The organism is Synechococcus sp. N19, from assembly GCF_900474045.1.
Classification (GTDB): Bacteria; Cyanobacteriota; Cyanobacteriia; order PCC-6307; family Cyanobiaceae; genus Parasynechococcus.
Genome location: NZ_UCNR01000009.1, coordinates 337,901 through 348,671 on the forward strand (window position 1 = coordinate 337,901; position 10,771 = coordinate 348,671).

Here is a 10,771-nt window from a genome sequence, read left to right on the forward strand (position 1 = left end):
CGCAAGGGAATGGTTAAAAAGACTCATCTTCCCGGGAGGTGATATCTCAGCCGTCAGCTTCAACCTCCCGGCCAGGCAAACCACGAACGAGGCCCAAGCCGGCAAAGGGCAACAAAGACAAGTTCAACTAAGGCACGTTCAGCCAAGGCAGTGGCAGCAACAGCTGATCCAGCTGCTGCGGCGCAGGCTCGAGCTCGAGAGCAGCAGCCGCGACCTGCTGGTGTTTGCCGGCCCCGGGGCTGGCAAAACCCTCGGGGCATTGCTTGGATTCCGCGCCATGCGCGATCAGGGCCGGCTGGACCATTTCCTGGTCTTCTGCCACCGGACCTCAATCCTCAATCAGTGGAAGTCCGCCGCGGCGCGTCTTGGCTTGCGGCTGGAGGAGTGGCCCTGCCCGCCGGAGCAAAGCCAGGACGCTGATGGATTGTTGGTGACCTATCAGGGGGCCGGTCGCCAGCGCGAGGCTCTGGGGGCACGGCTCGTGCAATGGGGCCTGAGCTCCTGCATGGCGATCGCCGATGAGGCCCACCATCTCGGCGTTGATCCCGACGAACCGGATGCCACCGCCTGGGGGCAGACCTTTCTGGAGCTGACCGGCAGCGTGCGGCTGCGCCTGGGGCTCACGGGCACCCCCTTTCGTGCCGACAACCTGGCGTTCTGCGCCGCCCGGCGCATGCGGGTGCGGCTCGATGACGGCGGTTGGGTTGAGCAGATCCAACCGGATCTCTGCGTTGAACCCAGGGACTTGATCGCCGCAGGGGATGTGCGCCCCCTGGAGTTCCGTTTTCAGGACGGCTGGGTGGAACACAGCCGCGAAGGCCAACCCGACCGCGACGTTTCCCCCCTCTCGGCAGAGCAACGGGAAAGCTGGCGCGCGAGAAACCTGCGGCGCGCCATTCGCCTGGCCGACAGCAGCAGCATTGGCCAGCAGGTGCTGCTGCGCGCCCAGCAGAAGCTGAACCAGTTGCGTGAGCGACAACCGCAGGCTGCTGGTCTTGTCATCGCCCGCGACATCAGCCACGCCGAAGCCATCAGCCGGGTGTTGATGGACGACGGCAACCGGGTGGAGTTGATCCATTCCCAGAGCCCACAAGCCACGGAGCGCTTGAACGCCTTCCAAAGCGGTGACGCCGATTGGCTGGTGAGCATCGACATGTGCGCGGAGGGCTTTGATGCGCCACGTCTGCGGGTGGTGGCCTACCTGACCACCGTGGTGACCCGCAGCCGTTTTGTGCAGGGCATCACTCGGGCTGTGCGGATGACGCCTGAACTGGCCGCCCGTGAAGCCATTCCCAGGGAAGCCTCCTACGTGTTTGCTCCAGCAGACCCACTGCTGATGGACTACGCCCGCTCATGGTCGGTGGCTGAGCCCTACGTGCTGCGGCCTCAGGAGCAGGAGGCCGAAGACGAGCAGCCGGGGGTTGGCGCCTGGCGCGGACCGAGCCTTCCCCTGGAAGCGGTGGAGGACGGAGCCGGCGCTGTGATCCGGCTGAAAACGCCCGAATTACCCGCTTTTTTGCAGCGCTGAGCACAGCATTGGCCAGAGGAAAATGCGAATTTGTGCAAATGGAGGGCTGAAAGGGACCCCCGATCCGCCAACCTGATCAACATCGAGGAGACAGTCATGGACGCCGCAATGGAACGCCGGATCGTCGTTGCAACGGGCTGGGCATCCACGCGCATCGCAGTCCTGGACAAGGAAGAGCGCTATGAAGACAGTTATGCGATAACGCAGGAATTCTGCGAATGGATCACATGCATCGGCGAAAACGTGGAGATGCTTGAGGCCAATGTTTTGGCAGCTCCGCGCAACCCGAGCAAACGGCGTCCAATTCACGACCCCAGCTCCAACGACTCACAAGTTGAAATCTGAAGTTTTTCTTTAATTATTCTAAATTTCATTCATTCATTTCCAAGCCTTTGCTCACGTCGGCTTCCAGCAGGGCTTTAGATTTAACTCATAGTCAGTTCGCTTAAGCGGTGGGTCAAGCCGGTACGGATCACATCGAAAACCTAGTCATCGTTGGGTCAGGGCCAGCCGGGTACACAGCCGCCATCTACGCAGCACGGGCCAACCTTCAACCGCTGCTGATCACTGGGTTCCAACGCGGTGGCATCCCCGGTGGCCAGCTGATGACCACCACCCATGTGGAGAATTTTCCGGGCTTCCCTGATGGTGTGCTCGGGCCCGACCTGATGGACCTGATGAAGTCCCAGGCGGTGCGTTGGGGCACCCACCTGCTGGAAGCAGATGCCGACAGCATTGATCTGAGCTCCAAGCCCTACCTCATTGAGGTCGAGGGACAGACCATCCGCACCCACGCCCTGGTGATTGCCACCGGCGCCAGTGCCAACCGCCTCCAACTTCCCTCGGAGCAAACCTTCTGGAGCAAAGGCATCAGCGCCTGCGCGATCTGTGACGGCGCCACACCGCAGTTCCGCAATGAGGAACTCGCCGTGGTGGGCGGTGGCGACTCCGCCTGCGAGGAAGCGGTGTACCTCACCAAGTACGGAAGCCACGTGCACCTGGTGGTGCGCTCCGACAAACTCCGTGCCAGTGCCGCGATGGCTGATCGGGTGTTGGCTAACGACGCGATCACGGTGCACTGGAACAGTGAGATCGACGACGTGAGCGGGGACGACTGGATGCAGTCGATGACCCTGCGCAATCGCATCGAGGGCAGTTCATCCACCATCGCCGTTAAGGGGCTCTTTTATGCCATCGGCCACACCCCCAACACCGATCTGCTTCAGGGGCAAATCGCTCTGGACGAAAAGGGCTACCTGACCACAGAACCGGGACGACCGGAAACGTCCATGGAAGGCGTCTTCGCGGCCGGTGATGTGGCCGATGCCGAATGGAGACAGGGCATCACCGCAGCTGGCAGCGGCTGCAAGGCGGCCTTGGCAGCGGAGCGCTGGCTGAGTCACCACAACCTGGCCACCCGAGTACAGCGTGAGCAGGTGGAGCCAGCGGTGGCGGAACGTCCTGTGAATGTGGATGTCACCACGGAAGCCACCTACGACCCCCAGGGGCTTTGGCAGAAAGGAAGCTTTGCCCTGCGCAAGCTGTATCACGACAGCGCCAAGCCACTGCTGGTGATTTACACCTCACCCAGCTGCGGCCCTTGCCACGTGCTGAAACCCCAGTTGCAGCGGGTGATTCAAGAACTGGATGGATCCGCCCAAGCCGTTGTGATCGACATCGAAGCCGATCAGGAGATCGCCGAACAGGCCGGTGTCAACGGCACACCCACGGTTCAGCTGTTCCACAACAAGGCCATGCTTAAGCAATGGCGCGGCGTGAAGCAGCGCAGTGAATTCAAAGCTGCGATTGAAGCTTGCCTTCAGGCTGCCGCCTGAGGGCAGCAGCCCTCAGCGACGGCGCGGTCCGCCGGGGCGGTTGCCGCCGGGACGACCGCCGGGAGCACCAGCATTGCGCTCGCGGTAAGTGATGCGGCCGCGGGTGAGGTCGTAGGGGCTGATCTCCACCAGCACCTTGTCACCAGCGAGCAATTTGATCCGGAACTTGGTGAGCTTTCCAGCGGCTCTGCAGAGGCATTGGTGACCAGCAGGCTGCTCGAGGGTGACCAGATAGAACCCGTTGCCCTGTTCCTTCTCGATCACGCCCGAGGTTTCGATCATGCGCTGGTGGCCAGTTCTGTCTTGCTGCAGTCAGTTTAGAAGGCCACTTGCACCCCGCAGAGACAACACAGCCCTTAGGCTCCAACGCCGACACACATCCCCCTGCCGTGATTCTCCCCCCGTTGAGCCTGGATCTCGGCCTGCTGTTGATCTCCATTGGCGTGGTCAACCTGTGGAGGATGCGCGAAAACGCAAGCTGACTTGACGACGCTGCTGCTGAACAAGCCCTACGGGGTTTTGAGTCAATTCACGCCGGAGGAGGGAAGCCGCTGGCGTTGCCTGAGCGACTTTGTTGATGTGCCCCAGGTGTATGCAGCGGGCCGGCTCGATGTCGACAGCGAGGGGCTGCTGATCCTCACCAGCAACGGCCGACTGCAACAGCGCCTCACCGACCCTCGCTTTGGCCACTGGCGCAGCTACTGGGCGCAGGTGGAGGGCACTCCCAACGCCACTCAACTGCAACAGCTTTGCGATGGCGTTGTAGTTCAGGGGCGCCACACCTTGCCGGCGAAGGCGCGCTGGCTTCAGGGTCAAGACCAACCGCAGTTGCCCGAACGAACACCTCCGATTCGTTATCGCGCTGCGATTCCCACCAGTTGGTTGCAGCTGTCCCTCACCGAGGGGCGCAACCGGCAGGTGCGCCGAATGACGGCGGCTGTTGGTCTGCCGACGTTGCGACTGGTGCGCTGCTGCATCGATCTGATGGACAACGGTCCACCGCTGGACCTCACGGGCCTTCACCCCGGCAGTTGGCGTGCGGTAACGGCAAGTGAACAGAAACGGCTCAACCGCCTGCTGAGCAGCAGCTCGAGCGCTGGTGCTCAGCAGGGAGGACATCGGCGGGGAGGGAACCGACGAGGGTGACTGCCCGGAATTCAATGCCCTCCACCACGCGCCAGGGCTGCTCACTGCGATCGGCGTAGCGAACCTGCTCAAAACCCAGAGCTTCGAAGGCCTCCAGGAAGGCCTGCTCCTGCCATGCGCCGCTGATGCAGCCACTCCAGAGATCAGGGTCCTGCTGCAAACGCAGGGGCACCACCTGATCGCAAACAATGTCGCTGATGGCAACGCGACCACCGGGAGCCAGGACCCGGCGAATGTTGGCCAGGAGCCTGTCGCGTGCTGATGGGTTCACCAGGTTGAGCACACAGTTGCTCAGCACCACATCGATCGAAGCGTCTGCGATCAGGGGTTCACCCGTGGCCGTGGGTGCATCCAGGGCTTCGATGGCCCCATCAACAAAATGGACGTTGTCGAAGCCCACAGCTGAAGCAACAACAGGGATGGCTTGACGCGACAAAGCCAGCATGTCGGCGTTGCGGTCCACACCGGTCACGCGACCGGATGCACCGACAATTTGGCTGCAGATGAAGGCGTTTTTGCCGCTGCCGCTGCCCAGGTCCAGCACGCGGTCCGCCTGCTTCACCCAGCGGGTGGGGTCACCACAGCCGTAATCCCGTTCAACGACAGCATCAGGAATCACCTTGAGCAGGGCAGGGTCGAAGCCGACCGGGGTGCAAAGGCAGGCTTCCTGCTCTTGGGCAGCAGCCCCATAACGCGCTTCTACAGCCTGGGTTTGATCCAGAGACTGGGGCACTGGGGACGAACAACACGGTTCCGCCATCAGCCGATCGCCTCCTGCAGCTCACGGACCACATTCCACTGGCCGTACCAGTAGTTGGCCTCAGCCCGTCGATCGGGGTCCTCCACACCATCCACCGCATCAGGGCCCACCGACTTCCACAACTCATGGCCACAGACGCGGTTGAGGCCTTGTTCCGCCTCATCCGACAACAACTGCAGACGCCGCTGCAGATTTTTGAGCTGAGCGACAGCCATCAGAACAGGATCAATTGAGGCGATAGTACAAAAGAACCAAGAGGGATCAAGGTTCAGAAGGGCAGCTTTTTCTTCGCGTCCTTGTCGAGATCGGCTTCCATCTCGCGCAGGCGCTTCAGGATCGTGTCGTAGTACTCACCGATGTAGCCCTCCATGTCCGTGGTCTCCGAGGCCTCAAGACCGAAGGCGGCGTAGCTGTTCTGCATGGGGGCATCCAGGGTCTGACCGCTGCCGGTGACCTCAGCAAAAGCCAAGCGCTCCGCCACGTTGACGGCGGGTTCAAAGAAGGACGCCACCCCCTGCATCAGGTTCATCAGGACGGGCTGCACACGAAACACGCGGGCTGTCTTGCCACTGCAGCGTTCACAGAGCTGCACCAGTTCGCCGGTGTTCCAGGCCTTGGGGCCAACAACGGGGTAGGTGCCACGCACGGTTTCCTCCCGCTCGAGCGCGGCAACGGCGAAGCGGGCCATGTCCTGGGTGTTCATGTAGGCAATGGCCGTGGGGCTGCCACTGACCCACACCGTCTGGCTCTCCAGAACGGGAATGGCGAACTGACTGATCACACCCTGCATGAAGGCGGCACCTTGCAGGATCGTGTAGTCGAAATCAGACGACTCCAGCAGCTTCTCCGTGCAGGCCTTGATGTCCATCAAGGGGACCTCGCGGTGCTGATGCGCGCCCAGAAGCGAGAGAAAGACAAAACGCTTCACCTCTGCGCGCTCACAGGCACGAAGCAGATTGAGCTTTCCGTCCCAATCGGTTTCGTAGATGCTGCGGGGGTCGTTGGGGCGACTGGTGGATGCATCGATCACGGCATCCATGCCCTCGAGGGCGTAATCGAGGCTGTCGGGCTCCAACAGGTCACCCCGGGTCAGCTCACAACCCCATTCCTGCAAAAAAGCAGCCTTGCGGGGGGTCCGCACCATGCAGCGCACTTGGTGACCGGCATCAAGGGCACGACGGGCGATCTGTCGTCCCAGGGTGCCGGTGCCACCCACCACAAGCACTTGCATCGGCGACTTCCTCACGAAGGGTGGAGCCTAATGGCCCCAGTACCAAAGCGACTGCTTCAGTCGTCGCCTTGCAGTTTCAGCAGCAGAGCACCACCAGCGAGGCCGACGGGAATCAAGACCCAGAAGATCGCAGCAGTTCCAAAAATCTCAGCAGCCATGGTCTGGGCAAAGCGATCACCCGCCCATTTAAATCCCTTCCCCCCGCAGGCTGGCGCAGATCTGTAACAGCTGCGGTAATTCCGCATCTGTTCGCACCTGGCCAGGCATGACGCCACTGGCACTGGCGCGATAACCCGCCGCCTGAAGCGCCTGCACCAATGGCCCCAGAGCTGGTGGTCCGCCGATGCCCAGCCGTCGAACCAGCTCATCAGTGGGCCAGACCGTGGGGCGATCACCGGGATCCGCCTGCAGGCGCTGCATCAATCGAAGGGTGGCGGGGCTGATCTGCTGACGCCCCAGCTGTTGAGCCTCGGCAATCAGCTGCTGCAACAACTGCGGCTCCTGCAAGGGACCGATCCACAGTGGGCCGCTGATGCTCCAGCGCCCCTGCCCAGCCACGCAATCACAGGCAGGCCAGCCGCTGAGCTTGAGCAGGGGCTGCACCCGCTGGGCTCCACAGCGTTCACAACGGGCCACCAGACCCAGCTTCTGTTCATCGCCCGCGGGGATCTGACGCCGCAGGCGCAGGGCGAGGCGAAAGGTGCGGCCTTCACTGAAGCTGAACAGCGGCTGCAGTCCGCGGCCCAGCATCCAGGCCTGCCGCGCCACCAGCCCGATCTGCTGCCGCAATGCCATTTCCCAGCTGGAGGGATGGGCGCGAGCGGCAGCCCCGAGGCTGCGGATGGCGCCCGGCCGGTCGTGGCCGGTGGGGGAGCGACCATCCGTGGAGGCCAGGAACAACAGGCCGTCGAAGCGCAGAGCCTGAAGGGCCGGCTGAATCAGAGGCCCAGGAGCACCAAAGGCATCAAGGTCGATGAAATCGAACCAGTGGCGCTGAACAATCGAGCGGTGCAGCAGCAAGTCTGCAGCCTCAGCCGTGAGCCGGTTTGAACACCCGAGTCCCGCCACATTGGCCTGGATCAGCGGCAGCCGGTCGGGATCCCCATCGTTGATCCAGAGCTCCGTTTCAACGGCCAGGTTGGCCAGCGCCTCCAACCCCCAGCGCAGGGCCCTGATCCCGCAACCGGCCATGAGATCCAGCCAGCGCAGGGGCCGCGTGGCGTTGAGGCTCTGGTGACGGGCCAGCAACACCGAAAGATCTCGGGCCGGACGCGACTCAGGCCTGAAAAAGCCTGGGCCAAGGCTGAGCTCAGCCAAACCTTCGCGATAGTGATGATCGGTTGAGGTCAGAAGGGTGCCGCCTGCTGCTGTCCAGACTGCCGAGTGGGGTGTCCAGAGCACCTGGCAGTGGAGGGGCTGGCCCTGCCACTGGCGGGTCAGCGGCCCTGAAGGGGGCCCTGCCCTGCTGCTGTTGCACGGGTTCGGCGCCGCCAGCGGACACTGGCGCCACTGCGCGCCGCGCCTGGCTGACCAGGGCTGGCGGGTCTACAGCCTGGATCTGCTGGGTTTCGGCCAATCCGCCCAGCCGGCGCGGCCGATGGACAACCGGCTCTGGGCCCTGCAGGTGTGCGCCTTCCTCGATCAGGTGGTGCAAGAGCCAGCAGTGGTGATCGGCAATTCCCTGGGGGGTCTGACCGCACTCACCGCGGCGGTGCTGGCGCCGAAACGGGTGCGGGCGGTGGTCGCCGCGCCCCTGCCGGACCCTGCCCTGATTCAACCGTTGCCGAAACGACGGGCGCCCTGGCGGCGGCGTTGGCAACGGCGCCTGCTCGCCCTGGTGCTGCACGTGCTCCCGCTTGAAATTGTGGTGCCCTTGATCGCGCGCACGGGCCTTCTCAAAGCCGGACTTCAGGGGGCCTACTGGCAGTCAATCCAATCCGACCCGGAGCTGCTGCAGCTGATCGCCCGTCCGGCCCGGCGCCCTACAGCAGCCCGGGCACTGCGGGGCATGAGCCTGGGCATGGCCAACCGTCCCCGAGGCGCCACCGCCCCAGCCCTGCTCGAGCAACTGCGGGTGCCCATGCTGCTGATCTGGGGCCGTCAGGATCGGTTTGTGCCCCTGGCCATCGGGGAATCCGTGGCCGCCAGCCACCCAGAACTCGCGCTGAGGGTGCTGGATCGCTGCGGCCACTGCCCCCATGACGAAGCACCTGATCGCTTCCTGGCTGTGTTGTTGCCCTGGCTGGACCGTAACTTGGGAGGACCAGACCGGCAGGGGACGACCAGCGGCGATGAAACACACCCTTTCGGTGGTGGTTGAAGACGAATCCGGCGCACTCAGCCGGATCGCAGGACTCTTCGCCCGACGCGGCTTCAACATCGACAGCCTGGCTGTCGGCCCAGCGGAGGCCGAAGGGCAATCGCGCCTGACGATGGTTGTTGAGGGCGACGACCAGACGCTCCAGCAGATGACCAAACAACTGGACAAGCTGGTGAATGTTCTTCAGGTGCTCGACCTGACCCAGCGCCCCGCCGTGGAGCGGGAGCTGATGCTGCTCAAAGTTTCAGCACCGGCAGCATCCCGGGGAGCCGTGATCGAACTCGTTCAGGTGTTCAGGGCCAAGGTTGTGGACGTGGCCGATGAAGCCCTGACCCTTGAAGTGGTGGGGGATCCCGGAAAGCTGGTGGCCCTTGAACGGTTGATGGCCCCCTTCGGCATTCTCGAGATCGCCCGCACCGGGAAGGTGGCCCTGGAGCGGGCCTCAGGCGTGAACACCGAAATGCTCAAGGTGTCTCCCAGCCAAAGCCGGGTGCCGGCCTGAGTTACTGCGTAATCGCAGCCTTGGTGATGCGATCTCCTTGCTGGATCGCATCCACCACCTCCATGCCATCCACCACACGGCCGAAGACGGCATAACGACCGTCGAGTTCCGGCAAGGGACGCAATGCCACATAGAACTGGGCGCTGGCGGAGTCAGGAGCCTGGGAGCGGGCCATGGCCACCGCTCCGCGCTCATGGGTCAACTCCAGGCCATCCAGTTCTGCCGGATTGGTGCTGACCCTGCTGTAGCGGGGCTGCGGCTCGGATCGGAACTTGATCTCAAGCGGGATCATCCGCGCCTGGCCGTTGTCGGGATCCACAAAACTGCCGGTACCGAGCTGCCCCAGGGGAACCGATCGATCACTGGATTGCGGATCGCCCCCCTGAACCACAAAGGGAACTGGCTCGCGAACAACGCGGTGGAACATGGTGCCGTCGTAGGTGCCGCGCCGCACAAGATCGATGAAATTGCCGGAGGTGAGAGGAGCGGCATCGCCGTTCACTTCAATCGTGAACTCGCCCTGGCTCGTCTGCATGGTGACGGTAGCCAGACCCTGCAGGCAGGCCGCCTGAGCATCAGCACAACCGGTCACCACCGAAGCTCGCGGGGAAGGGCTGCAACTCACCAACAACGGAATGAGCAGCAACAGCGTCCAGGAACGAAGACGACGCATCGGATCAAAGACCCTCAAGGTTGACGCCCAGGAAGCGTGCCAGTTCAGCACCGTCCTTCTCCAACTGAGCCAGAGGAAGCGGTTCACCAACGCGGGTGAGCGGCATGTCACGGCGTCCCTGGATTCTCAGGGCGACGCGGCGGCGCGCATTGAAGCCATCGCGCACCTCCACCTTCACCGCCTTGACGTCTTTAAGCGGAATTTCCACCAGAACGGGTTTGCGGAAACCACGACGGCTGATGGTCACCACGCCGGCATCTTTATCGAAGCGATTGCTGCCGCCGCCAACGTTCACGGCGATCACATACCAGAGATACGCGGCCAGCAACGCCGCAGCCAGGCTGTACAAACCCATCACCAGTCCCTGGGGCACGAACACCAGCGCAGCGGGGTGTCCGAGGGGGAGCAGGTCGCGACCGAGGTAGCTCGAGAGCGAAGCCAGAAGGAAGCCCACGCCCCCAATCGTGACGGCCGAAGCCACCAGAAAATTCGAAAGACGACGGGAGCCGAGCACGGGTTGCTCGAGCACTGCTGCGGACATGACCCAGCTAGAACGAAGCGCCATTGTGACCGCAGAAAGGCCCCGACGACGAAATAGGAAAAAATCCCTAAGGAACAGAGCGATACAGGGCGTTTCAGCTCACGCAAATCAGCCCCGCAGGTCGCGTGAAGATTGTTAAGGTCGCGGCGTATCCCACAGCCTGCGGCTTTCCGCACCGTTCACCTCTCATGACGATCGCTGTAGGACGCGCGCCACAGCGGGGATGGTTTGACGT

General features: G+C 63.1%; 14 protein-coding genes. 6 read left to right on the top strand and 8 right to left on the bottom strand.

Translation table 11 applies throughout. The annotated features are described in order from the left end of the window. Window positions 1–43 precede the first annotated feature (43 nt). The 3 genes from DXY02_RS06830 (at window position 44) to trxB (ending at window position 3,363) form a co-directional block, all read left to right on the top strand. Entirely contained in the window at window positions 44–1,528 is a 1,485-nt protein-coding gene (locus tag DXY02_RS06830) for a DEAD/DEAH box helicase (protein ID WP_371640006.1), read from the top strand. 96 nt (window positions 1,529–1,624) lie between these two features. Next, window positions 1,625–1,873, top strand: a complete 249-nt coding sequence (locus DXY02_RS06835; RefSeq protein ID WP_115081903.1) for a hypothetical protein — start codon at window positions 1,625–1,627, stop codon at window positions 1,871–1,873. 107 nt (window positions 1,874–1,980) lie between these two features. Further along, window positions 1,981–3,363, top strand: a complete 1,383-nt coding sequence (trxB, locus tag DXY02_RS06840) for a thioredoxin-disulfide reductase (RefSeq protein ID WP_114988606.1) — start codon at window positions 1,981–1,983, stop codon at window positions 3,361–3,363. A gap of 12 nt (window positions 3,364–3,375) precedes the next feature. Here the strand turns inward: trxB and infA are convergent, their stop codons facing one another. After that, on the bottom strand, window positions 3,376–3,645 hold the full coding sequence (gene infA / locus DXY02_RS06845) for a translation initiation factor IF-1 (RefSeq protein WP_006041809.1): 270 nt from the start codon (window positions 3,643–3,645) through the stop codon (window positions 3,376–3,378). 201 nt (window positions 3,646–3,846) lie between these two features. On the opposite strand from infA, the gene DXY02_RS06850 reads away from it, so the two are divergent. Continuing rightward, window positions 3,847–4,509: a pseudouridine synthase gene (locus DXY02_RS06850; protein ID WP_244276188.1), complete on the top strand. Its 663-nt coding sequence runs from the start codon at window positions 3,847–3,849 to the stop codon at window positions 4,507–4,509. On the opposite strand, the gene DXY02_RS06855 is transcribed toward DXY02_RS06850, so the two are convergent. Genes DXY02_RS06855 through DXY02_RS06875 form a run of 5 tightly spaced genes read right to left on the bottom strand, consistent with a single transcriptional unit; the run spans window position 4,430 to window position 7,817 of the window. Beyond that, window positions 4,430–5,269: a methyltransferase domain-containing protein gene (locus tag DXY02_RS06855; RefSeq protein WP_114988608.1), complete on the bottom strand. Its 840-nt coding sequence runs from the start codon at window positions 5,267–5,269 to the stop codon at window positions 4,430–4,432. The two genes, DXY02_RS06850 and DXY02_RS06855, sit on opposite strands and share 80 nt — an antisense overlap. Next, window positions 5,269–5,484 (bottom strand): hypothetical protein, encoded by a 216-nt coding sequence (locus tag DXY02_RS06860; protein ID WP_114988609.1) that lies wholly within the window; start codon window positions 5,482–5,484, stop codon window positions 5,269–5,271. The genes DXY02_RS06855 and DXY02_RS06860 overlap by 1 nt, the downstream gene beginning before the upstream one ends. 53 nt (window positions 5,485–5,537) lie before the next feature. Continuing rightward, window positions 5,538–6,500 carry an NAD(P)H-binding protein gene (locus DXY02_RS06865; protein WP_114988610.1) on the bottom strand — a complete coding sequence of 321 codons (963 nt, stop codon included), beginning with the start codon at window positions 6,498–6,500 and terminating at the stop codon, window positions 5,538–5,540. Window positions 6,501–6,556: 56 nt separating this feature from the next. Beyond that, complete coding sequence (gene petM / locus DXY02_RS06870) at window positions 6,557–6,658, bottom strand: cytochrome b6-f complex subunit PetM (protein WP_011364936.1); 102 nt, start codon at window positions 6,656–6,658, stop codon at window positions 6,557–6,559. Between the two features lie 28 nt (window positions 6,659–6,686). Next, window positions 6,687–7,817: a N2,N2-dimethylguanosine tRNA methyltransferase gene (locus DXY02_RS06875; protein ID WP_114988611.1), complete on the bottom strand. Its 1,131-nt coding sequence runs from the start codon at window positions 7,815–7,817 to the stop codon at window positions 6,687–6,689. 37 nt (window positions 7,818–7,854) lie between these two features. Here DXY02_RS06875 and DXY02_RS06880 point away from each other — a divergent pair, with 37 nt between their 5' ends. Continuing rightward, on the top strand, window positions 7,855–8,820 hold the full coding sequence (locus tag DXY02_RS06880; RefSeq protein WP_114988612.1) for an alpha/beta fold hydrolase: 966 nt from the start codon (window positions 7,855–7,857) through the stop codon (window positions 8,818–8,820). Then, window positions 8,792–9,322: an acetolactate synthase small subunit gene (gene ilvN / locus DXY02_RS06885; protein WP_011364939.1), complete on the top strand. Its 531-nt coding sequence runs from the start codon at window positions 8,792–8,794 to the stop codon at window positions 9,320–9,322. The genes DXY02_RS06880 and ilvN overlap by 29 nt, the downstream gene beginning before the upstream one ends. Before the next feature lies 1 nt (window position 9,323). Here the strand turns inward: ilvN and DXY02_RS06890 are convergent, their stop codons facing one another. Both DXY02_RS06890 and DXY02_RS06895 read right to left on the bottom strand, forming a co-directional pair. Continuing rightward, entirely contained in the window at window positions 9,324–9,995 is a 672-nt protein-coding gene (locus DXY02_RS06890; protein ID WP_114988613.1) for a peptidylprolyl isomerase, read from the bottom strand. A gap of 4 nt (window positions 9,996–9,999) precedes the next feature. After that, window positions 10,000–10,536 (bottom strand): photosystem I assembly protein Ycf4, encoded by a 537-nt coding sequence (locus tag DXY02_RS06895; protein ID WP_114988614.1) that lies wholly within the window; start codon window positions 10,534–10,536, stop codon window positions 10,000–10,002. Window positions 10,537–10,771: the final 235 nt, after the last annotated feature.

Coding starts and splice junctions, on each gene's coding strand:
- petM (WP_011364936.1), bottom strand. CDS start 6,658: ATGGCTGCTGAGATTTTTGGAACTGCTGCGATCTTCTGGGTCTTGATT.
- DXY02_RS06855 (WP_114988608.1), bottom strand. CDS start 5,269: ATGGCGGAACCGTGTTGTTCGTCCCCAGTGCCCCAGTCTCTGGATCAA.
- DXY02_RS06890 (WP_114988613.1), bottom strand. CDS start 9,995: ATGCGTCGTCTTCGTTCCTGGACGCTGTTGCTGCTCATTCCGTTGTTG.
- infA (WP_006041809.1), bottom strand. CDS start 3,645: ATGATCGAAACCTCGGGCGTGATCGAGAAGGAACAGGGCAACGGGTTC.
- ilvN (WP_011364939.1), top strand. CDS start 8,792: ATGAAACACACCCTTTCGGTGGTGGTTGAAGACGAATCCGGCGCACTC.
- DXY02_RS06865 (WP_114988610.1), bottom strand. CDS start 6,500: ATGCAAGTGCTTGTGGTGGGTGGCACCGGCACCCTGGGACGACAGATC.
- DXY02_RS06860 (WP_114988609.1), bottom strand. CDS start 5,484: ATGGCTGTCGCTCAGCTCAAAAATCTGCAGCGGCGTCTGCAGTTGTTG.
- DXY02_RS06835 (WP_115081903.1), top strand. CDS start 1,625: ATGGACGCCGCAATGGAACGCCGGATCGTCGTTGCAACGGGCTGGGCA.
- DXY02_RS06895 (WP_114988614.1), bottom strand. CDS start 10,536: ATGTCCGCAGCAGTGCTCGAGCAACCCGTGCTCGGCTCCCGTCGTCTT.